At 50.8% G+C, this 24,289-nt stretch carries 15 protein-coding genes and 1 tRNA gene; 9 read left to right on the forward strand and 7 right to left on the reverse strand.

Annotated elements, in window-relative coordinates; translation table 11 throughout:
- Positions 1-4: 4 nt before the first annotated feature.
- Positions 5-1,603, reverse strand: a complete 1,599-nt coding sequence (locus UNDKW_RS28660) for a GMC family oxidoreductase (protein WP_162061558.1) — start codon at positions 1,601-1,603, stop codon at positions 5-7.
- Positions 1,604-1,732: 129 nt separating this feature from the next.
- On the opposite strand from UNDKW_RS28660, the gene UNDKW_RS28665 reads away from it, so the two are divergent.
- Positions 1,733-2,752 (forward strand): AraC family transcriptional regulator, encoded by a 1,020-nt coding sequence (locus UNDKW_RS28665; protein ID WP_162061559.1) that lies wholly within the window; start codon positions 1,733-1,735, stop codon positions 2,750-2,752.
- Here the strand turns inward: UNDKW_RS28665 and UNDKW_RS28670 are convergent, their stop codons facing one another.
- Positions 2,753-5,086, reverse strand: coding sequence for a PAS domain-containing sensor histidine kinase (locus tag UNDKW_RS28670; protein WP_162061560.1), 2,334 nt, complete (start codon positions 5,084-5,086; stop codon positions 2,753-2,755). It lies immediately after the preceding gene.
- Positions 5,087-5,120: 34 nt separating this feature from the next.
- The gene (locus UNDKW_RS28675) at positions 5,121-5,588 is read right to left on the reverse strand and encodes a thioredoxin family protein (RefSeq protein ID WP_162061561.1); all 468 of its coding nucleotides are present in this window, start codon (positions 5,586-5,588) and stop codon (positions 5,121-5,123) included.
- Between the two features lie 324 nt (positions 5,589-5,912).
- On the opposite strand from UNDKW_RS28675, the gene UNDKW_RS28680 reads away from it, so the two are divergent.
- Entirely contained in the window at positions 5,913-7,070 is a 1,158-nt protein-coding gene (locus UNDKW_RS28680; RefSeq protein ID WP_162061562.1) for a DNA polymerase IV, read from the forward strand.
- Between the two features lie 44 nt (positions 7,071-7,114).
- Here the strand turns inward: UNDKW_RS28680 and UNDKW_RS28685 are convergent, their stop codons facing one another.
- The 3 genes from UNDKW_RS28685 to UNDKW_RS28695 form a co-directional block, all read right to left on the reverse strand.
- Positions 7,115-7,636 (reverse strand): HD domain-containing protein, encoded by a 522-nt coding sequence (locus tag UNDKW_RS28685; protein WP_162061563.1) that lies wholly within the window; start codon positions 7,634-7,636, stop codon positions 7,115-7,117.
- A 348-nt stretch (positions 7,637-7,984) separates the two neighbouring features.
- A complete protein-coding gene (locus UNDKW_RS28690; protein ID WP_162061564.1) occupies positions 7,985-10,759 on the reverse strand; it encodes a pitrilysin family protein in 2,775 nt (924 codons plus the stop codon).
- A 178-nt stretch (positions 10,760-10,937) separates the two neighbouring features.
- Positions 10,938-11,014: transfer RNA gene (locus tag UNDKW_RS28695), tRNA-Arg, on the reverse strand.
- Between the two features lie 269 nt (positions 11,015-11,283).
- Between UNDKW_RS28695 and UNDKW_RS28700 the strand changes: the two genes are divergently transcribed.
- The 7 genes from UNDKW_RS28700 (at position 11,284) to UNDKW_RS28725 (ending at position 22,831) form a co-directional block, all read left to right on the forward strand.
- Positions 11,284-11,835, forward strand: coding sequence for a cytochrome c5 family protein (locus UNDKW_RS28700; RefSeq protein WP_162061565.1), 552 nt, complete (start codon positions 11,284-11,286; stop codon positions 11,833-11,835).
- A 574-nt stretch (positions 11,836-12,409) separates the two neighbouring features.
- Complete coding sequence (locus tag UNDKW_RS28705) at positions 12,410-15,190, forward strand: TonB-dependent receptor (protein WP_232063159.1); 2,781 nt, start codon at positions 12,410-12,412, stop codon at positions 15,188-15,190.
- A 191-nt stretch (positions 15,191-15,381) separates the two neighbouring features.
- Complete coding sequence (locus tag UNDKW_RS28710) at positions 15,382-16,032, forward strand: AraC family transcriptional regulator ligand-binding domain-containing protein (protein WP_197893045.1); 651 nt, start codon at positions 15,382-15,384, stop codon at positions 16,030-16,032.
- Between the two features lie 18 nt (positions 16,033-16,050).
- Positions 16,051-16,305: a helix-turn-helix transcriptional regulator gene (locus UNDKW_RS31250; RefSeq protein ID WP_197893232.1), complete on the forward strand. Its 255-nt coding sequence runs from the start codon at positions 16,051-16,053 to the stop codon at positions 16,303-16,305.
- A gap of 863 nt (positions 16,306-17,168) precedes the next feature.
- Positions 17,169-20,021, forward strand: coding sequence for a TonB-dependent receptor domain-containing protein (locus UNDKW_RS28715; RefSeq protein ID WP_232063160.1), 2,853 nt, complete (start codon positions 17,169-17,171; stop codon positions 20,019-20,021).
- A gap of 580 nt (positions 20,022-20,601) precedes the next feature.
- Positions 20,602-22,356, forward strand: a complete 1,755-nt coding sequence (locus UNDKW_RS28720; RefSeq protein ID WP_162061567.1) for a methyl-accepting chemotaxis protein — start codon at positions 20,602-20,604, stop codon at positions 22,354-22,356.
- Positions 22,357-22,546: 190 nt separating this feature from the next.
- The gene (locus tag UNDKW_RS28725; protein ID WP_370529152.1) at positions 22,547-22,831 is read left to right on the forward strand and encodes an energy transducer TonB; all 285 of its coding nucleotides are present in this window, start codon (positions 22,547-22,549) and stop codon (positions 22,829-22,831) included.
- A gap of 204 nt (positions 22,832-23,035) precedes the next feature.
- Here UNDKW_RS28725 and UNDKW_RS28730 read toward each other — a convergent pair whose 3' ends face one another.
- Complete coding sequence (locus tag UNDKW_RS28730) at positions 23,036-24,256, reverse strand: MFS transporter (protein WP_162061568.1); 1,221 nt, start codon at positions 24,254-24,256, stop codon at positions 23,036-23,038.
- Positions 24,257-24,289 lie beyond the last annotated feature (33 nt).

Here is a 24,289-nt window from a genome sequence, read left to right on the forward strand (position 1 = left end):
TTGACTACAAGGCAGCCCTGATCATATCCGCCGCCTTTTCCCCTATCATCATGGTAGGGGCATTGGTATTGCCGCCGATCAGGGTGGGCATGATGGACGCATCAACGACGCGCAAACCTGTCATGCCATGTACGCGCAATTGCGGATCGACCACGGCCATCGCATCCACACCCATCTTGCAAGTGCCTATGGGGTGATACACGGTATCGCTGGTCTGGCGAAGGACTGCACGTATCTCATCATCAGTATGCACATTCGCCGTCTGGAAGTCACTGGTGCGGGCTGCTACCAGAGCCGGTGCATCCATGAGTTTGCGCGTCAGTTTAAAGCCCTTGACCATGTTTTCTATATCATCCGGATGCTCCAGGAAGCGTGGGTTGATCAGCGGCGCAGCCATGGGGTCTTTGCTGTCTAGCGTCACTTCACCGACACTCTTAGGGCGTAACAGGCACATATGACAGGAATAGCCATGACCCAGATGCAATTTGCGTGCATGGTCATCCAGCATGGCGAGCACAAAATGCAGTTGTATGTCAGGCGCGCTCAGACTGGGATCAGTCTTCAAAAAGCCACCGCCTTCAGCTCCGTTTGAAGTCAGCAAGCCACGTCGTTGGCTTTGATAGCGGCGGAACTCTTTCACCATACGCAGGCTGCCGCCAGCGGATACACCGAGCAAGTCCAGGCTTTTGGCGCGGTATTTAAAAACGAAATCCGGGTGATCCTGCAAATTCTGGCCGACGCCAGGCAAGTCATGTACCACGGGTATCCCCAGCGCTTGCAAGGACTTGCCATCACCCACGCCAGACAGCATCAGCAATTGTGGCGTCTGGAAAGCACCTGCCGCCAGCAAGACTTCCTTGCCTGCCTTCAGGGTCTTGGTCTGTCCGCCTTGCCGGTATTCCACACCAACGGCACGTTTTCCTTCAAACAATATGCGCGTCACATGGCAGCCGGTTTCCACTTGCAGATTACTGCGCTTGCCCATGTGCGGATGCAGGTAGCCACGTGCCGCAGTCCAACGTTCCCCATTATGCTGGGTGACCTGGTAGATGCCCACGCCTTCCTGCTCTTCACCGTTGAAATCCGTATTGATATTGAAGCCAGCCTGGCGGGCCGCTTCGAGATAAATTTGCTGGTAGGGATTATCGCTGCGCAGTTCACTGACATGCAGCGGGCCAGACTGACCATGGTAATGGCCGCCATGGGTTTCATTGTTTTCTGATTTTTTGAAGTAGGGCAAGACTTCATCATAAGACCAGCCAGTATTGCCGAGCGCTGCCCACTGGTCATAATCCTGCTTGTGACCACGGATATACACCATGGCATTGATGCCCGACGAGCCACCAAGCATCTTGCCGCGTGGCTGGTAACCACGCCTGCCATTCAGGCCGGGTTGTGGCACGGTTTCAAAGGCCCAGTTATTCAACTTGGTCGGCAGCATCGCCACTACACCCGTCGGGGTATTGACTACCCAGCTATCCCCCTTGCCACCGGATTCGAGGATGGTCACATGCAGATTCGGGTCTTCCGTCAGGCGGCCAGCCACGGCACAAGCGCCGGAGCCGCCACCGACGACGATGTAGTCGGGTGTAGTAGTTGTCATATTGTCTCTTAATATTATTGTGGTTCACACTATATTGCCGAAATCTGAGTTCCGGTGTAGCTTAGGATATTAAATCTTCAGACTCCAGAACGTAAGGACAAATCCTGCCAGCTTGCAGCGAATGCGCAGATGAACAACAAAGTGCTCTCAGTACAGGACGCAGTATTTCCGGCTCACCCGTTTTCGGGTCTGCTGGCGATAGGCCGTGAGCGTGACTGGCGTTTGCAGGACATGTTCCCGGCGCTGGGCCTCAATGCAGAAGGCCGCCCGCCTGAGGATGTACGCATCAGCTATGCGCAAGCCAGGGAGAGTTTGCTGCAGGCACGGCATCATGGTGGCGCAGATCTGGGAATATTATCCGGTGCCCGCAAGTCCCTGCCAGCACTCGGTGCGATGGCGAGCGGCATGCTGGCACAAGCGACATTGTCAGAGGCCATGCATTTTGGCCTGGAGTACCAGTTGATCGCCGGTGCCATGGTGCAATTGCAACTGGAGCCTGGTGAACACACATCGGTATTGACAGCGCAACCCCTGTTTGATGATAGCGAGTTACAGGATTTCCTGGATGCAGATCACCTGGCAACCGCCATCAACGTCAGCCGTGCCCTGTGTGGCGCGGCCCTGCACATCGACAGAGTGGAGTTGCGTGGTAACAGGCAAGCCAGTCGTTCTGTTGCCGAAGGTTTCTTTGGATGTCCCGTCGTCTATGGTGCCGATGTCAGCCGTGTCATCGTCAGCAACAAGGTACTCGATACCTTCTTGATCAACCCTGACCCTGGCCTCGCCGCCAACAGCAAAATGCGCTGCGATGCAGAGCTGGCCGCAGTCGGCCTGACAGGCAGGCAAAGCCTTTTGCACAAACTGGTCAGCCTGCAATGTGATTACCGCAGTGTGCCGGAACTGGCGAGCGCATTGGGCATTAGCGAGCGTTCCCTGCATAGATTGCTGGCGCGTGAAGGCTGCTCTTACTTCCAGATCGCAGAAAGCCTGCGCATGGAAAAAGCCAGGCATTATTTGCGTAACACCGACATGAGCCTGGACGACATCGCCGCACAATTACATTATTCAGACAGCCGCAGTTTTCGCCGCGCTTTTAAGCGGGCAGTAAATCTGACGCCTTCAGAATTCAGACTGAATAATCTTATCTAATCAACGATACACATCAAACTCAAACCAGAACGTTGAGCCCTGACCCGCTGTGCTGACAAAGCCGATTTGTCCGTGCATTTTTTCCAGCATGGCTTTGGTGATGGACAGGCCCAGACCTGTGCCGCCTTTTTGCCGGGTGTCGGTACCATCGGCCTGGGTGAATGGTTCGAACAGGTGTTCCTGGAATTCCGGGGCGATGCCTACGCCTCTGTCCCGGACTTCAACACGGTAACGCGGGCCTTTGCCAAACACACGCAATAACACTGTTTCACCTTCACGGGAAAACTTGGCGGCATTGGAAATCAGGTTGGCCATGACTTGCATGAGCCTGTCATGGTCAGCCAGTATCCAGGCTTGTTGCGGGTGGTGGTCGAGTACCAGGTTGACCTTGAGTGAGCTGGCATACGATGTATGCAGTTCCAGCGCATTTTGTACCAGTGCAACGAGGTCCAGTGCTTCTGAGCGGAAGATCATTTTGCCGCTGGCCAGCTTGTCCATGTCCAGGATGTCATTGACCAGGGTGATCAGGCGTTTGCTGTTATTGTGGGCGATGCGTATCAGGTGCTCGGCCTGTTTGGGCAAGACGCCGCTGACGCCGGATTCCAGCAAACTCAGGGACCCACGTATCGAAGTCAGCGGGGTGCGCAATTCATGGCTGACGACGGAAATGAATTCCGTCTTCAAACGGTTCATGCGCAGCCTGTCACTGATATCCATCGCAAAGGCGACCCAGCCACGCTCAGAATTTTCCAGATGGCTGAGACCGACCAGGATGGGTACGCCGGTATTCCCGCTTTGCAGCAGCATGATTTCGAAAGGGGCGGTGGTGCCGGTATGTATCAGGTCTTTATAGGCTTGCTGGCAGATCTTCAAATCCTGTGGTGACAACAGGGTTGCCCAGGCGCTGTCCTGGGTCAGCAGGTAATCCCTGTCATAGCCGCTGAACTGGGTAAATACATCATTCACCTCCAGTATCTGGCCTGCTTCGTTACCCTGGATAATGCCGATCAGGCTGGAATTCATCAACCTTTGCAGGCGCTGTTCGCTGGTGCGCAAGGCGTCCAGAGTTGCCCTTTGTTCAGTCACATCTTCTATCATCCACACGGCACCGCGCACATAGCTCTCGGTCGGCAGGGCACGTCCGGCCACGCGGCCAGTGAAAGATTCGCCATTGAAGCGGCGCAAATGCCATTCAAGTTCCACCAGCTCATCAGCCAGCAAGCCAGGCGTGACCTGGGCACTGAAGGCTTGATAATCCTCTGGCCCCTGATACAGGAAAGTGGTTTTGACACCTATCATGGCTTGGGCATCAGGGAAGCGGCATAGCTCTGCCAGTGCCTTGTTGGCCCTGACGATGACACCATCGCTGACAAACATGATGCCCACCGGGGCATTGGTGATGAGGATTTCCAGTTCCCTGGCAAGTTCCTTATAACGGTTTTTGTTGGACTCGAGCAGCTCCTGGTTTTGCCTCAGCATTTCCTCGGTCTGTTTGCGCTCGGTGATATCGATGTGGGTGCCAACCATGCGCAAGGGCTTGCCCTTGCTGTCCCACTCAACAATGCTGCCTAGAGACATGATCCAGCGCCATTCGCCCGCCTTGTTTTTTTGCCTGAACTCGGCGTGATAGTCTGCCCCGCCTTGTGCCGCTGCATGGGCTTTGTAAGCGTGTTTGAGATTCGCGACATCATCGGGATGGACGCCCGTACCCCAGAAATAATCCCAGAACTGTTGTGGATGGCTAAAGTCGCCAGGTTCATAGCCCAGCATCTGCAAATATTCAGGGCTGAAGCTGCCTTCGCCGGTTTGCAGGTTGATGTCATACAAACCCTGGTTCGAGGCTTTCATGACCAGGCTGCGCTGGCGCTCTGCGGCCAGCAGTCTTTGCTCGGTCAGTTTGCGTTCGGTATTGTCACTCAGGAAGCCATGCCAGAGTACACTGCCATCAGGCAGGCGTTCCGGTGTGGCGTCGCCTACTACCCAGCGATCGGGTTGGCCATCTGCAATGATGCGGTATTCCTGGTGCCAGGGGCTGAGTTCGACAAAGGACTTGCGCACGGCCGCGATCATCTTTGGCAAGTCATCGGGATGGATTTTGGCAAACATGAAGCTGGCATCTTCACGCAATTGCTCAGCCTTGACACCAAAAAAAGTTTCTACCGCTTCACTGGCATAGGGCAGGCAAAAGCGGGCGTCCGGATAGCGGCGGAATTGATAAAACATGCCCGGCAGGCAGCGCGAGAAATTGGACAGCAAGGCGTGGCTGCGTTGCAATGCCGCCAGCTCGGTTTCTTCTGGTGCAAGCTCGGCTGACATTGCAGGTAACTCAGACATGTCCGGTAGTCTTTTCCATATCTGTCTACGCTATTCAGCGGTAAAGGGCAGTGATTTCGTCAAAAAAATCATACACGCCCTGTTCACTCATCTTGCGTGCATTCGACAATTCGCCACCTTTGGAGGCGAACAGTACGCTATTGTCCGGCCTCAGCAAGACAGCAGCGGGTATGCCTTTCTTGGTAGGATTGCCATAGAAATCCACCAGCTCTTTGTTCTTGTCAAACTGGCCCACGTTCACTTTAACGGTGATGAACTTGGTGGCCAGCAGAGGCTCATTCTTGCCATGCATGGATTTGTCGAGCTCCAGGCAATCCTTGCACCAGTTGGCACCAAAGATGACAAGGACTTTTTTATCGACTTTTTTGGCTTCTGCCAGGGCCTTGTTGATCGCTGCCTGGGCGTCGGCAGTTTCATCATAAGCCTGAGGTGGGGCAGCACTGGCCGGGCTGACAGCCAGTACCAGACTGAATGCAAAAAGCAGGGAAAGCAGTTTTTTCATCATTAATCCATTAGAAAACGCAGGAAAAAGCGACAAATGCAGGATGAGTCTATCTTAGCTTAAACAGTATGTGGCTGTAATTCTCTGTTTGATGAAAAATCGGGTTTTGCTGTATGGATGTTCAGTTATTTGCGCAATTCAGGATAAAATAGCTTGTTCCTGTTTTAATCCAGTTTTTGATCTTGCTTTTCATTTTATTAATTCTTTAAGTGGCGCCGTTCTTGAAAATGTTTATACAGTGTGACGTTCTTGCTACCCAGTGGCAGCTAATGATCAGTCGCACGACGCAGACCATGATGCATTGCAAGGCAATGCTTGATTGCCATGAATACTAAACCACGCAGGATTGCCCATCTGGACATGGATGCTTTTTATGCATCTGTGGAATTGTTGCGTTATCCAGAACTCAAAGGCCAGGCTGTACTCATAGGCGGCGGTTCTTCACATCGTCCGATTCCCAAAGGGGATGGCACGCATGAGTTTTCGCGCATCAAAGACTATGTAGGGCGCGGTGTCGCTACTACCTCGACCTATGCAGCACGGGCGCTCGGTATATTTTCTGCGATGGGTATCATGAAAGCAGCAAAGCTGGCACCGGATGTGTATTTGCTGCCGACAGATTTTGATTCCTATCGTCATTATTCCCGGCTGTTTAAAGAAGCGGTCGGCAAGATTGCACCCAAAATTGAAAATCGCGGCATAGATGAAATCTATATTGACCTGAGCGACCATCCGCAAGAAACGCGCGAACTGGCAAATAGCCTGAAGCGGGCCGTTGCTGAGGCAACCGGTCTGACCTGCTCAATTTGTGTCGCTCCTAACAAGCTGTTGGCAAAGATAGGCTCTGACCTGGACAAACCTGACGGTCTTACCATATTGAATATGGAAGACGTGCCAACTCGGATATGGCCCTTACCGGTAAAAAAAGTGAATGGCATAGGGCCAAAAGCAACCGAGCGCCTGGCAAGCCTGGGTATTAACACCGTGGGCGAACTGTTCAATGCGGACCTTGGGTTGCTGCAAACGACTTTTGGCAGTAATTATGCTGGCTGGCTATATAACGCCGCGCGTGGCATTGATGACAGGGAGATTTCTACAGAGTCAGAGCCCAAGGTCATCAGCAGGGAAACCACCTTTGACCGCGACTTGCATGCCGTGCATGACAGGGCGGTATTGACCGAGATTTTTACTGATCTCTGCACGCGCCTGGCGAGGGATTTAACAAAAAAGGGTTACCGCTGCAAAACCGTTGGTATCAAGATTCGTTATACCGATTTTCGTATCTCTACGCGTGACATCACCATTCCTGTTGCAACGGCTGATCCTGCTGTCATACGCAGGACGGCCGGGGAATGCCTGCGCCGGGTGGCGCTGGAACACCGCTTTCGCCTGTTAGGCGTCAGGGCCAGTGCCCTGGTCAGAGAGGCCGATGTCAGCAATGAGCGACAAGTCAGCCAGGGCATGCTGTTTGATGATCTCTGATATTTGTGAACGGTAATTCGGGGTGGGACAATGTTAAGAGCCAGTTACATACCTGCTGCGTTCCAGTCTGTCACTGCCCCAGCGGCTATGGTTTCAAATGCGTCGTCAAGCGTGGTGAAAATATCCCAGTGATCGACTTGCTTTTGTAGTGCGATAGCCTGTATCAGTTTCATTTCGAGCTCAGCCTCGCGCTTGCCCTTCCATAACTTGTCTGCTGTAGCGACGGCTAATTCTTCCAGGCTCAAGCCTTCTCCCTGCCATTGTGCGTGAGTTACACAGCAGCGGGCGACGATACTCTGCACGCCTTGTTCCAGCAGCATTTTTTCACCAGCAGGCTCATGCTGTGAGCCAGGGCCATCCAGCTCATGGGGATGCAGGATTTTCCCGGCGTCATGGATGGCGGCACCTAGACGTATCAGATTTGCATCGAATGTCAGGTCCATGTCTTCAAATTGTGCGATCAGCAAATCTGCCGCTTCACCGACCAGTTTGACATGGGTAAGCAGGCGTTCTGTTGCGCCAAGTTTTGACAGCAACTGGTAAGCGTCAGTGGTGGTGTTGAGCATGATGAGCAGTGAGGATGGGTAGAACTCATTTCATAAATAGGGATGAGTGCGAACAAGGCGATTTGGGATGCAGTGCAAGGTGTGGCCTTTGCTAAGGCTCATGCCTTAGCAAAGGACGCAACGCAGCAATGCACCCAAATCGTCAGTTCCCGAAGGGTTCGCCTCATAACACGTATCAGACAACATTGGATTTATTAAAAATAGTGCCACAATTGACAACCACAAACGTGTTACCGGTCCGTGTTATGAGGCAAACGCATCTCATTCATATTTATGAAATGAGTTCTAATAAAAAAGGCTTGCACAGAATCACGTGCAAGCCCACTTTTTAAAAACTACTAAAACTGATTATTTAAAATCACCCGCAAACACGCGCACGGTTTTTTCATATCCTAGGTGTCTGGCCATGGCTTCTTTTACCTGTGTCACGGTCAATGCCTGTATTTTTTTCTCTACTTCAGCACGGTATTGCATATTGCGGCCCAGGTAGAGATTGTTCGCCAGTGTTGGTGCCAGCGCGGCGTCCTGGCTGCGTTCGAGTTGATATTGCTGGATCAGGCTCTTCTTGCCATCTTCCAGTTCTGCCTGTGTGTAGCCTTCAGTCAGTACCCGGTTGATTTCTTCGCGTATGCCGGTTTCCAGCTTGGCACGGTTTTGCGGTGCATAAATAGCGCCTACGGAAAAAGTAGCCACTTCATCGAGGGCAGAAGCATTGAAACCAGAACCACCACCATAGCTGACACCATCTTTTTGACGGATACGGTTCAAAATACGTGAGTTAGCGCTGCCACCCAGCAGGTAGTTACCCAAAACCAGCGCAGGATAATCAGGGTGCTTGATGCCCAGCGGCAGTTGCATGCCAGCATAGAAGAAGGCGTTTGCCTTGTCCGGTGTGATGATTTGTTTATCATCTGCCTTGGTGGCCTGATAAGTTCGGGCAACTCGGGTGAATTTTTTCTGCGTATTCCAGTCGCCAAAGGCAGTTTGCAATTCTGCTTTTACTTTGTTGGCATCAAACTCACCCACGACGGCAATTTGCGCCTGGCCTGGATGATTGGCACCATAGAACTCTTTCCAGAATGCCTTGGCATCGGCCAGTTTGGCCGTTTTCAGGTAGGCAATCTGTTCATCGATGCTGCGATAGTAGCGCGGGTCATCGCTGGAATAAATGTTTTGGGCTTTTTTACCGGCATCAACAGCGACTGACTGCGGTTCTTTGCGGGACTCTTCCAGTTGTGCCAGTTGCGAATTCAGCAGTTGCGTGAATTCAGCTTCATTGAAAGCAGGCTGGCGCAGGGCATCGCGCACCAGTTCCAGTACGCGTGGCAGATTGTCGCGTATGGTTTCTACCTGGACATTAACCATTGTCGCATTGCCATTGATTTGCAGCTTGGCCTTGAGCTTGTCGAGTTCTTCGGTAAATTGCTGATGACTCAGTTTTTCTGTACCACGGCTGAGCATGGCCGCAGCCAGCTCGGCGGCACCGGCTTTGCCCTTCAAACTATTTTCATCACCCAGGTTGATATGCATGGACAGCACGACAGTATTACCGCGTGTGGTCTTAGGCAACAGCGCATACTTCAAGCCATTGCTAAGTGCGCCTGTCACAGTACGTTTATCGATATTGTCGGCAGAGGCGACAAAGTTTTCTGCCTGGGCGATTGCTACGCCGGGTTTGAATTGCTTGATCTGCTCATCCACTGCAACCTTGGCAGGCGCTGGAGAGCGGTCAGGTTTCTCGGTAGGAATAAAACTGCCCGAGGTGCGGTTGCTGGATTTGAGCCAGGTAGTGGCAACGCGTTGCACATCGTCCACTTTAAGTGCCTTGACGCGGTCACGGAACAGGAAGAACAAGCGCCAGTCGCCAGAGGCGATGTTTTCAGACAGGGATACTGCAAATTTTTCAGGATCATTGAAGACCTGGGCAATGTCTGAATCCAGCTTGGCTTTTGCCCTTGCCAGTTCTGCTTCAGTGACTGGTGACTTGTCGAAGCTTTCTATGGTTTCCAGCAAGATCTTCTTGGCTTCTGGCAGGTTTTGCTCGGTACGCAAGTTTGCCCCCAACATCAAAAAGCCTGGTTCTTCGAGATTGGCTGCCCAGGGGAAGACATCCGCAGTTTTCTTGGTTTCAACCAGGGCTTTATACAGACGGCCATTCGGTGTGTCACCGAGGATCAGGGCCAGCGCTTCTGTCGCGGCATAATCTGGGTGGGCTGCAGGCACGGTGTGATACAGCGCGGCGATCACTTGTGAATCACCGACGCGGCGCACGATGACATCGCGTTCGCCATCCTGCACAGGGTCTAATGTATACGTGGTTTCCAGCGCACGTTTTGGCTTAGGTATTTTGCCAAACTGGGTGGCAATCAATTGCAGCGCCTGTTTGGCATCAAAGGCACCCGCCACGATCAGGGTGGCATTGTCAGGTTGGTAGTATTTACGCCAGAAGGCTTGCAGGTGCGGGATATTGACATTCTCGACGTCAGTGCGCGCGCCTATGGTGTCCTTGCCATAGTTATGCCATTGATGGGCGGCTGACATGATGCGCTGCATGAGGATGCCGACGCCGGAATTCTCATTCTTTTCCATTTCATTGCGAACGACCGAGAATTCTGTCTTCAAGTCTTCACCAGAAATGCGGGAATTGACCATGCGGTCAGCTTCCATGCTGATGGCCCAGGCCAGGGTTTCAGGCTTGGCCGCAAAGGTTTCATAGTAATTAGTGCGGTCCAGCCAGGTTGTACCATTGAATTGCACGCCGCGTTGCGACATTTCTTCCCATAGGCGGGGATGGGCCTTGCTGCCTTTGAACATCAGATGTTCGAGCAAATGCGCCATGCCGGTTTCGCCATAATTCTCATGGCGCGAGCCAACGCGGTAGGTAATGTTAACGGTCGTGGTTGGTTTGCTGGCGTCCTGTACCAGCAAGACACGCATGCCATTCGCCAACTGGTATTCATCTATGCCCTCAACCTGACGCACAAACTGCACTCCTGCTGGCAGCGCGGCTTTGGCCGTTGCCGCGTTTTCTGCCGCGATGGCGGGCGGGATATGCACCAGGGTAGTGAAAGCCAGTGCCAGGGACAGACTCAAGCTGCTGAGTTGCATGCGCGATGATTTCATGTAGTGACCTTTATGATGAACATAGTAAATACCAGGTAAGGACGATGCCGGAGTTCAGACCACCAAATCAGGCCTGGCTCAAACCCAAAGCAGTCAAGCTTAGTACAAATATATCAAGAAAAGCAACTGGGACGTGCAAAGATGCCGGGTACAGGGCGGGGAAATGAGAGAGAAATGATGGCGCGCCAGACACGAATCGAACGTGCGACCCCAGCCTTCGGAGGGCTGTACTCTATCCAACTGAGCTACTGGCGCGTAAATTATGCATGGATATGCACAAGTGATACAGGGTGATGCAAGGGCAACATTCTAACCCAAATTGAGCCAGACCTTGCGTATCAAAGCAGGGAAATTGTCGTTAAAGCAGCCAGATTTTCCCGAATCTTGACTGGTACAGGCTGCTTTTCATTCCAAACACGATGCTTTCGCACTATAATCCCAAGCTTTGGCATCTGCGGTTTAACTTGCCTGCCAGCATAGGCAAACAGATTTTCTGTATCTAATTTATTTGCATTGAGGAAACCATGAGCGACGCGCACGACGAACACGAATCAGCGATCAAGACCCCTAAGCAACTCATCGTTGCAGTTCTTGCCGGATTCCTGGTCCCCATTATCGCCATTGTCTTGCTGGTACAGTATGTATCGAATGACAAAAAAGTCGGCGCAGGTTCGTCTGCACTGACGCCAGAGGCTGTTGCTGCCCGTATCGCCCCAGTGGCTGACCAGGGTTTCAATTTCAAGGATGCCAATGGTCCTAAAACTCTGCAATCTGGCGAAACCGTCTATAAAACGATTTGCGCTGCATGCCATGACAGCGGTGCCGCTGGCGCTCCGAAATTTGGCGATGCTGCTGCCTGGGGCCCACGCATTGCCCAGGGTTATGACAAGGTAGTTGCCAATGCTTTGGGTGGCCTGCGTGCCATGCCGGCCAAAGGCGGTAATCCTGACCTGGATGATATTGAAGTTGCCCGTGCCGTTGTTCATCTGGCCAATGCCGGTGGTGCCAAGTTCAAGGAACCTGAAGTCAAGGCAGCTGCTCCAGCAGCAGCTTCTGCAGAAGCCTCGGCAAAATAAGTTTTCCGTATTCGCCGGTAGCTCAGGCAAACAAAAAACCCCGGTGCGCCGGGGTTTTTTGTTTGTATTTCCTGTATTGAGCAGTCGTTTAGATGAGAAAGTTGCAGGAATTTCAGTTAAATATAGTCAAAATAAACTATTCAGTGGTACAAACTGTTTTATTTTGATACATTTTGGTGCAAAATTTTCCCTGATTATTCCCATTCCAAAAAGGATGGGATATTCGGAAAATATTTCTTTGGCGGCAATGTTTCCATTGATCACTATTAATTTAAAAATTTCAGCTTTCTGTGGAACTTCCCTCTGTTTCCATAGTCAAAAGCAGACGCTGCGCTATGTCTGTAGCTTGTCATATTTCCATATTGTTGTTTTTTTGCTGCATGCATTCTATCAATATTGACAATGGAATCTCTTAGATGTTCTCATGCTGAGGCAAATTTTTTGAAAGTAATTTCTCAGAATTTCCCACGCGTAAAAAAAAATTTCCATATTATTTGGTAATTTTGCAATCTGGCAAAGTTTGTTTGGTTTTTGCCGGATTTTGTTTAGAACATATAAAGAACGGAGCGCAATAGTGATAAAAGAAAAAACAATTTCAAGATCGGTAAGACTGATCTGTTCCAGTGGTTTGTTGTTGAGCATGGGTATGATGGCTCAGCCAACTTTCGCACAAGAAGGCGTACAGAAAGTTGAAATTACCGGTTCCAGTATTAAACGTACTGAAACAGAAGGTGTTGCAACGACTCAAATCCTGAGCCGCAAAGACATCGAACAAACAGGCAAAACTTCTATCGCTGATGTGGTCCGCAGTATCTCTGCCGACAATAACGGTAGTATCAGTGGCTCTTTCACTAACGGTTTCGCTGGTAGTGCTTCCGGTGTTTCCCTGCGTGGTCTGAGCGTCAGCTCCACTCTGGTGCTGATCAATGGCCGCCGCACAGCACCGTATGGTTTCGGTGATGACGGTCAACGCAGCTTCGTCGATCTGAACTCTATCCCTCTGGATGCAGTTGATCGTATCGAGATCCTGAAAGATGGCGCATCCGCGATTTACGGTTCTGACGCTATCGCTGGCGTGGTTAACGTGATCCTGCGTCAAAACTACGTTGGTCAATCTGTTGCCGCCAATATCGGCCAGTCTTCCCGTGGCGATGGCCGCAACCTGAGCGCTTCCGCTGCGATCGGTTTCGGTAATCTGCAACAAGACAAGTACAACGTCTTCATGACGATTGATGCGAAGAAACAAGAAAAAATCTGGCAAAAAGACCGCAGTGACTACATCGGCCAGGCTGATGCACGTCCATGGGGTGGCCGTGATCAACGCGGTGGCTTCATCACTTCCGGTAATGCCGGTGGTAGCAATATGCTGGGTACAGTGCGTCCTGTAAATGCTGCTGGCGGTACTATCGCTGGCCGTGGCGTTCAGCAATTGCCAGGTACTTGCTCTGCTACAAACCTGGATCCAGTCGGCGGCACGTCCCTGGATAATGCTGGCGGCGGTTGCTTGTTTGATCCAGTTGCCTACCAGACTATTCAGCCAGAAACACAAAACCTGAATCTGTACGCACGCGGTACTTTTGCCATCAATGACAAAACTACAGCTTACACAGAACTCGGTTTGTTCAATAGCAAGGCAAAAACACAGACTACACCATCTGGCCTGACTGGTGCTGGTTTCGATCTGGTCAATGCACGTGTCAACAATACTGGTACAGGTCCTGACCAGTTGTTGCTGCCTATCGGCCATCCAGACAATCCATTTGCTGATGCGCGCGCACGTCCACGCTGGATTGACGCTGCACGTCCACGTACTGCCGATCTGGAAACAACTGTTACCCGTTTCCTGGCTGGCGTAAAAGGCACCGTTGCTGAGTGGGATTATGATGCAGGCTTCCTGTATGCTGAAAGCAAAACAGACAAGACTCAAAATGGTTACTACCGTCAATCTGCTTTGAAAGCAGCCGTGGCGAATGGTACTTTCCGTATTGGTCAAGGCCGTGTCAATACACCTGAAGTACTGGCACTGGTTTCTCCAACGTTGAAAAACTCTGGTGTGACGAAGAGCACTTCTGTCGATTTCAAGGCAACCCGTGAACTGACACAACTGCCAGGCGGTCCATTGGCGATTGCGGTAGGTGCTGAGTACCGTAAAGAAGAAACCAACAGCGAAGCAACACCATTCACTAACACGAATGACATCGCTGGTCTGGGTTACTCTGCTGCCAAAGGTTCACGCAACGTTAGCGCGATCTACACAGAATTGGCGATCCCGGTATTGAAATCCCTGGAATTCCAACTGGCTGCCCGTTCAGACAAGTACTCTGACTATGGCCGCTCCACTACACCTAAAGCTGGTTTCAAATTCACGCCTACCAATACCATTGCATTCCGTGGTACGTATGCTGAAGGTTTCCGTGCTCCTAGCGCGGCAGAGAATGGTGATTCCGCTGTAGCTGCATTTACCAACATCGCCAGCGATCCTATCCGTTGCGCGGTAACTAAATTGCCAGCTGATTGCTCATCACAACAAGTTGGTGCTATCACAATCGGCAACAAAAACATCAAGCCTGAAACATCCAAGAGCTATAGCCTTGGCTTTGTTGTAGAACCAGTCAAGAACTTCAGTATCTCTCTGGACTGGTGGAAAATTGTTCGTGATGGCGAAATTGGCGGTTCTGACCCAGGTGCGATTGTTAACAATCCAGCTGGCTATCCAGATGCACAAATTGTCCGTGGCGAACCAACTACCAACTTCCCTGGCCTGGTTGGTCCTATCCTGATGGTGAAAGCGCCTTACCTGAATGCTGGTAAGACACAAACTTCCGGTCTGGATCTGGATATGCGTGCGAAGTACGACATGGGCAGCAATGGCAAGTTGAATGCTGGTATGGTTGTTACTTACATGAACGAGTTCAAGAGAACTGATGCCGATGGTACTACGCATGAATTTGCTGGTACTCACGGTGACGTGAACTTGTCTGGTGACGGCGGTACTCCACGTACTAAAGTCAGCGTCAGCCTGGGTTGGGAACGTGGTCCTTGGACATTGTCCGGTAACGTCAACCATGTGTCCAGTATCAGCGACACCAATGAAATCGGTGGTGACTGCCTCGACGTTGATGCCAATGGTAAGCCTTACCTCGGTTGCCGTATTGCTTCCTTCACGACAGTTGACGTGTTCGGTAAATGGAAATATTCCAAAAACCTGGAATTCACAGCATCCATCACCAACCTGTTCGACAAGATGGCACCGTTGGACGTCCAGACTTATGGCCGTATCAACTACAACCCATCCCTGCATCAGTCCGGCGCAGTTGGCCGTTACTGGAACATCGGTGGACGTTACACATTCTAATGTTGACGTAACTGACAGCATGGCCTGAGTTCAGGCATCACCAGTTTGCACTGATGATGCCAGTACCAAGGCAGGTTGAAAGACAAAACCCCCACAAGCTTGCTTGTGGGGGTTTTTGTTTATGACCTGCGGCATGCGTATGTGTATATGTATATGCAGTCCAGCCTGGCTGGCGACTGCTGCTCAGCGACATGGGTCTCAACCCCGATCACTTGTTGCGTCTGGCGCAGTTGCCGGCAGCCCAGTATTTCGGCTTGTGGCAAGCCATAGAGGCCTCGGCTGGAGCAGCATCACTGCCGCTGCTGGTTGGCGCGGCCATCTCGGTTGAAGCATTTGACCCACCGATTTTCGCGAGCTTGTGCAGCCCCAACCTGAATGTCGCCATGCAGCGCTTGTCTGCATTCAAGAAGCTGGTCGGGCCAATGACACTGAACGTGCAGGCCGGGCAGGCCAAGACTGTCATAACGCTGGAATGCTATGGCAATGAAGGCCATATTCCCAAGAGCCTGGCGATGACAGAACGGGTCTTTCTGACGCAACTCATCCGCTTGGGCACACGCTACCGTGTCATTCCACTGGAGGTGATGCTGCCGGAAGTTCCTGCAAACCTGGACGACTATGCCGCATACTTTGGCCTCCCGCCAAAAAAAGGGGCGCTCATACGGCTGACATTTTCTGCCCGGGATGCAGCCAGACCCTTCCTGACTGCCAATGAAGCCATGTGGGATATTTCGAGCCGGGTTTGCGCAAGCGGCTATCTACACTGGATGCGACGGCAAAGATCAGTGAACGTGTCAGGGCCGTATTGCTCGAGGGCTTGCCGGCAGGCGAGTATTCGATAGAGGGCTGTCGCCAGACATCTGGCCCTCAGCAAGCGTAGCCTGCAGCGGCAACTGAGTGAGGAATCCACCAGTTTCAAGGACGTACTCAACGCCACCCGCCAGCAACTGGCGCAGCATTACCTGAGTACCGCCTCTGTCTCACAGGTAGAAATTGCTTACCTCCTGGGATTTCAGGAAGTGAATTCCTTTATCAGGGCATTTAAGGACTGGACCGGTAATACCCCTGCAGCCTACCGGCATGACTTGAATGACCTGGTCAACACCGCGCATTGAGTTTGCAATGCAATAGTACCGGTTGATTGACAAATCTGCCCGGAGTATCAAACGCTCCCATCGACTTGCCGCCTCCACAATTGCTGAGGCAGGCACATATTGTTGACTAAGCATGTGCGGGATTTGCTGGCTTTTTGGTGACTTATTGCCAGTTTAAGCACGCGTATTCCAATTTGATGACGGTGACTAGGGAAAGAAAGTTGTTACTAAAACACATAACATTTCATGCCTGAAGCATAACGTGTTGTCATTAAGAGACAGCTCAAGTCATTGAATGAAGCTCTCTATAGTACTTGTCGGAAAGATTGTTCCCTTTCTCAAATTGCTGAAATCAGTCGAAATTGTACATACAAATTTCAGATGATGAAAAAAGCAAGGGCATTTTAAGTCCAAAATGGTGCAAGGTCTATAAACGCCCATTTTTTATCCTGTCATTTCAGCTTTTAGCCGCGTGCAAATTCTTGGATATGAATAATTGGCTAAATTAAATATAAATATCGCAGGCCGACGTTATTACACAACAGTTGATCTTGCGTAAATTTATGACATGTACATTTTTAACAATTCCACTTAAAGGCAAGAAAATTTACGTTTTCCAAACGAAATGAGCGGTCTTGACATCAAAGTTTTCAAATGGTTCCATGACAAGGAGATTTTTTTTCGGAAAATGCGGCGGTAATTGAAACAGACAAATGATGAACAAATTGCGACGAATTGCTTTTGATCATTTTCCGGCAGAAAAAATCTAAAAAAGAAATCTGGCTGCTTTGGGCAAATAGGGGGTTCTGGTTACCAACCGGGATCTTGTCCAGGCAGCCTCGCTCATTAGTTACATTTTTGGGGGTTTAGTCATGGTAGAAAAAATGTTGGCCCGATCAGTACGCCTGATGTTCCTGGGTGGTGTCGCGGTCGGTGCAGGTTTGCTGGCACAACCAGCGATGTCGCAAGACGTACAAAAAGTGGAAATCACTGGTTCCTCGATCAAACGGATAGCACAAGAAGGCGCATTGCCTGTACAAACACTGAGCCGTAAAGATATCGAACAAAGTGGCGCCAATAATGTTGCCGACCTCGTCGCTGCCCTCCCTGCCATGCAGGGCTTTATCACTGCATCCACTTCCGTCAATGGTGGTGGTGCCGGTCGTCAATCCGCCTCCATCCACGCGATTGGTACTGACTACACCCTGGTATTGTTGAATGGCCGCCGCATGGCACCGTATGGCACAGGCAGTGCCGTCAACCTTGGCAGTATTCCTTTGTCTGCAGTAGAACGCGTCGAGATCCTGACTGACGGTGCTTCCACATTGTATGGCTCTGATGCGATTGCCGGTGTCGTCAACTTCATCCTGAAAAAGAACCAGACTGACCTGAATGTAGAAGCCACCCTGACCAGCCCGCAACAAAGCGGTGGCCGTAGCGGTAACTTCTCTATTTCCAAAGGTTTTGGCGATCCTGAAAAAGACGGCTTCAATGTCTTGTTTGCGTATAGCCATGATGAACAAAAACCGTTGGAAGCAACACAGCGCAGCTTCGCCAATTCCGGCGTCCAGAAGTTCATGAAGGATGGCAAGATGTACGCCACCTGGCAGACCAGTATCAACTCGATACCTGCGAATGCCGATATCTATGATTCCAAGGGCAATAACGCAACCTTCTCGGTTGATCTGGTGAACACAGGCAAATGTAATGGCCCTAACACTTTCGAGCGCGGTGGTGTTTGCCGCTATGACTACGCCTCTACCGTGCAATTGCTGCCAGAACTGAAACGTGACAGTTTCTTCGCTTCCGGTAACCTGAAGATAGGCAAGGACACTACCCTGTTCGGTGAACTGGTCATGTCCAACTTCTCCAACAAGGCACGCTATGCAGCGCCAGCCCAGCCTTTAACGACTTTCAGTACAGATCCGGTTACAGGCCAGAAGGTCATCAACCCGAACTACATCGGTGCCTATAATAAGTCTGTCGTGCCACTGCTGGCCGGACAAGGTATCAATCCTGCTGATGTGACGGATGCATTCTTTTATTTCCGTGCGCGCGATGCAGGTGGCCGTGCCGACGAATATAAAACTGAAGCACGTCATCTGGTTCTGGGCATAGACAGCAATTACCTGGGCTGGGATTTGAGCGCCAGCTATACGCATTCCGAAAATACAGAGAAAGATGACGCTGTTTCCGGTTACATGAGTGCTAACCGTTTTGATGCTCTGGTCAAATCCGGTGCTTACAATCCTTACATCGTCAATGCCAATGCTTCTGCCATCCTGGCACCGGCAGTGTTGAACGAAAACCTCAGTGTCACCAAATCCAAGATTGATGTCCTGAGCGCTCACGCCTCCAAAGAACTCTTTGATATGAGTGGCGGCAAGGCACAACTGGGTCTGGGTGCAGACACAACCAAGCAGTCATTCAATGATGCGCCTACTGAACTGGTACAAGGTCCTGGTCCTCAGCATCCTGCCTGGACAGACGTCATCATTGGTGGTGCTACCGGTTCCCAAGGTCTGGTTGCGTCCCGCAAGAGCTGGGGTACCTTCGGCGAATTGCTGATGCCTGTCATCAAAAACATGGACCTGACAGCTGCTGTGCGTTATGACAGCTATGATGCTGTCAAGAAAGACAATGTCAGCTATGACGTCAATGGTAATGCTTCACAGCCTGGTACTCAGGGTGTGTCCGTTTCCAAGGCAACTTACAAATTGTCAGCACGTTATCAGCCTATCCAAAGCCTGATGCTGCGCGGTTCTTATGGCACAGGCTTCAAGGCACCAACGCTGAATGATATTTCTGATCCATTGAAAAATGATGGTTCTTCAAATTTCTTCCCTTGCCCTATTACCAAAGCAACTGACCCACGCTTCCCATATTGCCGTGGTACCTCTGAATACGGCTTGTTGAAAAAAGGTAATCCAAGTACAGGTGCAGATGCACTGAAAGCAGAAGAGTCCAAACAGGCAGCATTCGGCTTCCGCCTTGAACCAACCAGCAACCTGTCCCTGGGGCTGGACTGGTGGGATGTGAAACTGAAAAACCAGATCCAGAAATTGTCTCAGGATTTGATTTTCACGACACCTTCATTGGCTGATCAATACATCTCCCTGTATTACGATCCTATCCAGAAATCCAAAGTTCTGGTGGCTAACCGTAGCCCTGTGAATCTGGCCAGCTCCCGTTATTCCGGTGTGGATTGGGACGCGACACTCAAATCAGCAACACCTATCGGCAAGCTGAACGTGAACTGGTCTGGTACTTATATGCTCACAGCAGAAAAAGATGTGCCAGGTGCCAAGAAAGAAAGCAGCATAGGTCGTTTTGACTCTTATGATGACGTGACTTTCCGTATCATTTCCAGGCTGGTTGCTTCTCTGAAAGTGTCGGATCAGTACACACATAGCCTGACCATGAACTACCGTTCTGGTTACCATGACAAAGTCGCCTCTGCTGATGATGGCTATGTCCGTTCCGTCAATGCTGATGGCAGCGTAGGTGGCTATGTAGATATGAACCGTGATGTCAGCAACTACACCACTTTTGATTACCAGTTGCAAGCCAAGGTCATCAAAAACCTGACCATCACTGGCGGTATCCGCAACCTGTTCAATGTTGATCCTCCATTCACTATCCGCAATACTGGTGGTGGTAATCAAGTTGGTTACGATGGACGCTATACTGACCCTCTGGGCCGTACCTTCTATGTAACAGCTCAATACAAATATTGATTGAGATATTGATCAAGATACTGATTGTATTGATATTTGCAGATGAACAAAAAACCCGGATGCGTCCGGGTTTTTTTTCAAAAAAATTTCAGATTTCCACAAAATTTGAAAATATATTTTCTTGACTGTCATATAAGACCACTGGTTATTCTGGCAAGAGAGTCATTTGCCAACAAAACGATATTGCCATGGGGAAAGCGGGAAAAACGTGAACAAAATTTAGTCAGTTGCAGGAGCTGGCAAGTATAGTTAATCTGCATAAAAAATAAGCAAATTTTTATTGCTGCATAAATGTAAATAAATTCGCCTGAATTTGGTTTCCACAGAGGATGAATACCAGTAAAAAGCCCTTGCTAGTGAGCAAAATTCGAGTATATTTCTAACTTTGTCGTTTGCTTTTCCCTTGATTGAACATCGTTTTTTCAATAAATGCAGGCTTCGTCAGGTATTTGTAAAAAAAAGTGTCCTGACGGCAATTTTGTTAGCAAATGTAAGCATTCAGAGTAGTATTTCATAACACTTGTGTTCCCACCTTCCTCAACCATTTTTCACACCAGCCAAGCAAATGAATTTATCAAAAATGACAGTAAGTAGGCGTCTGGGACTGGGCTTTGCTCTGGTTTTGACGTTTTTAATTGCCGTGACCCTCGTCGGCATTTCAAGAATGTCGCAGATTCAGGGGCGGCTGGAAAAAATAGTGAACGTCAGCAATGCCGAGACCCGTCTGGCACTGGACATGCGTGCGATCGTGTATGACCGCATGGTTTCTCTGCGAAATCTGACCCTGCTCAATGATGCTGGCGATATGGAGCCAGAACTGAAAAAGATTGCCGAGCAATCCAAACAATATGCAACGGCTGATGAAAAATTAAGCAAGATGGCTGCTGAAGAAGGCAACGTCTCTGCAGAGAAAAAAACCTTGCTGGCCAAGTTGAAAGAGGCAGAAACCGCTGCTGCTGCCCTGCCTGCCAAAGCGCAGGAACTGGGCCTGGCAAATAATGCCGAGGCTGCGACGATCACCCTGATCAAGAAACTGCGTCCGGTACAGAAAAAATGGCTGGATACGCTGGATGAACTCGTTACGCTGGAAGATAAACTCAATACCCAGACCGCAGAAGAGGCAAGTTCAGCCTTTAAAGCCGCGACCAGCATGATGACAATACTGGGTGTGCTGGCAGTTGCTGCCGGTGTTTTTGCAGCCTTTGTGATTAGCCGCAGCCTGCTCAGGCAACTTGGTGGCGAGCCAGATTATGCTGCCACTATCGCTGGCCAGATTGCTGCTGGTGACTTGACTGCGCCGATTGAATTGAAGCATGGTGACGATGCCAGCCTGCTGTATGAAATGAAAAACATGCGCGATAGCCTGGTGAATATCGTCGCCCAGGTACGCAATGGTACTGACACTATCGCCACGGCATCGAGTGAAATCACGACCGGTAACCTGGATTTGTCTTCCCGTACTGAGCAGCAGGCCAGCTCGCTGGAAAAAACCACGTCGTCGATGAAAGAACTGACGACCACGGTCAAACAAAATGCCGACAATGCACGTGAAGCAAATCAACTGGCTGCCTCTGCATCTGAAGTAGCGCGCCAGGGTGGTGTAGTAGTTGCCCAGGTGGTGGATACCATGGGTTCCATCAATGAGTCTTCGAAGAAAATTGTCGATATCATCAGCGTCATTGATGGCATTGCATTCCAGACCAATATCCTGGCCTTGAATGCGGCGGTAGAAGCCGCACGCGCCGGTGAACAAGGCCGTGGTTTTGCCGTGGTTGCGGCAGAAGTGCGTAACCTGGCACAACGCAGCGCTGCAGCCGCCAAAGAGATCAAAACCCTGATCGGTACCTCGGTGGAGAAAGTCGAAATTGGTACCAAGCTGGTGGGCCAGGCAGGCGTTACGATAGACCAGGTAGTCTCCAGTGTTAAACATGTGACAGACATCATTGCCGAAATCAGTGCAGCGAGCCAGGAACAAAGCGTGGGTATTGAGCACGTTAATCACGCCATCATAGAAATGGACGGCATGACCCAGCAAAATGCCGCCCTTGTTGAACAAGCTGCAGCAGCTGCCCAGAGCTTGCAGGATCAGGCTTCTGAACTGGCGAAAGTGGTCAGTGTCTTCAAACTGCAGGCAGGTGAACGCAGCCAGTATATTGCTCCGTCGATGGCACAAGCGCCGTTACGCCGTGTCGAACCTGTGGCCTCGATCAAAACCAAATCAAGAAGCAACGCTGTCAAATCATTGCCTGCCGCTAAAACGGTAATCAAAGCTTCACCCAAGGCAACTCCTAAAAAGGCGGCTTCTGCAAGCGCTGATGAATGGGAAGAATTCTGATGTTGCCGGTTTTCAGTGATGAGGAGATCAATCCATGTCACTGAAAACCTCAATTGTTGCGAATAGTGTCTGGCCTTGAAATCTGTTGGAAGTTTTTTATACTGAATAGAAAATGCATAAGAAGAGTCCTATGAAACCACAAATATCCTTACTCATCTCATCCTTGTTGCTATGCGCCAGTGCCTCCGTCATGGCCGCAGAAACTGCTCCAGTCATGGACAGCAAGTCATGCGAACCACCCAAGTATCCAAAAGCAGCATTGATGAATGAAGAAACCGGCACTGTTACCATGGGTTTCCTGATTGCGGCAGATGGCAAGGTCGTTGAATCCAAAGTAGAAAAGTCCAGCGGCTCCAAGAGCCTGGACAAGGCTGCACTGACGGCATTGAGTCAATGCAAATTCAAACCAGGCACCAAGGATGGCAAAGCTGATCAATTATGGGCCAAGGTCGATTTTGTCTGGAAGCTTGAGTAATCAGTTTGAAGTTCAGTATCTTGATTAACTGAACAGCAAACCAGAATATACAAACAGGAAGGGGACACATGATCGTGTCCCCTTCCTGTTTTATGAATCAAGCTTATGAATCAAAATTTGAGATGCACTCTGGCTGACAAATAAAACCGATTCTGAGGCTCTACGAACTGGCAGGTTTTGAAACCGCAAGTCTGTTCACACCTATCAGACTCGCCGTACCTCCCTGGGTAACAGCGCAGCCACCACGCCCAGTAGCGGCAGGTAGGCTATGGTCTGATAGACAAAGGCAATGCTGGTACGGTCAGCGAAGATACCCAGCACCGCAGCACCCAGCCCCCCCATGCCGAAGGCAAAACCGAAGAACAGGCCAGACACCATGCCTACCTTGCCAGGCATGAGTTCCTGCGCATACACCAGGATAGCGGAGAACGCTGAAGACAGCACCAGTCCGATCACGATGGTCAGCGCCGTTGTCCAGAACAGATTGGCATACGGCAGCATCAGCGCGAACGGCGCCACTCCCAGTATCGACACCCAGATAACGGGCTTGCGGCCTATGCGGTCACCAACAGGCCCACCCAGCACCGTACCAAGCGCAGAGGCAAACAGGAAGAAAAAAAGATGCAACTGCGCATTTTGTACCGTCAGGCCAAAACGTTCCATCAGATAGAAGGTGTAAAAACTGCTGATGCCTGCAACGTAGAAATACTTTGAAAAAATCAGTATCAGCAAGATTGCGATGGCGCCAATAACCACCTTGCGGGAATACGGTGCCACGTTGACAGGTTTCTTGCTGCCAGCAGAGGCAATGTGGTGTGCTGCATACCAGCGGCTCACCTGTAGCAGCAGTCCTATGCCCAGTATGGCGGCCAGTCCGAACCAGGCCACACTGCGCTGACCATAAGGTACGATAACGATGGCCGCCAGCAATGGCCCTATCGCCGTGCCCATATTGCCGCCAACCTGGAATACCGACTGCGCAAACCCATGCTGCCCGCCCGAAGCCAGCCGTGCAATGCGCGAAGACTCGGGATGGAAGATGGATGATCCTATGCCGACAAAGGCGGCGGCCAGCAGCACGAAGCCAAAGCTGGGGGCAAACGCCAGCAGTATCAACCCGATCAGCGTCGACGTCATGCCGAAAGGCAGTGAATATCGTTGTGGCCGGCGGTCGGTAAAAACACCCACCAGCGGTTGCAGCAGCGAGGCCGTCAGTTGATAGGTCAGGGTAATCAGCCCCACCTGGCTGAAGCTCAGCGAGAACTCACCCTTCAAGATAGGATACATCGCCAGTATCAGCGATTGCATCATGTCGTTGATCATGTGCGCACTGCTGATGGCACCCAGGATGCCGAACGCAGGTTTGCTCTTTGCAGGGGGCGCGGTGGGTTTGCCAGTGTCAGATGTTGTTGCGGAAATTGTCATGGAGATGGCTTTCACTTTAGAATGGGATCAGGC

This window comes from Undibacterium sp. KW1, assembly GCF_009937955.1.
Taxonomy (GTDB): Bacteria; Pseudomonadota; Gammaproteobacteria; order Burkholderiales; family Burkholderiaceae_D; genus Undibacterium.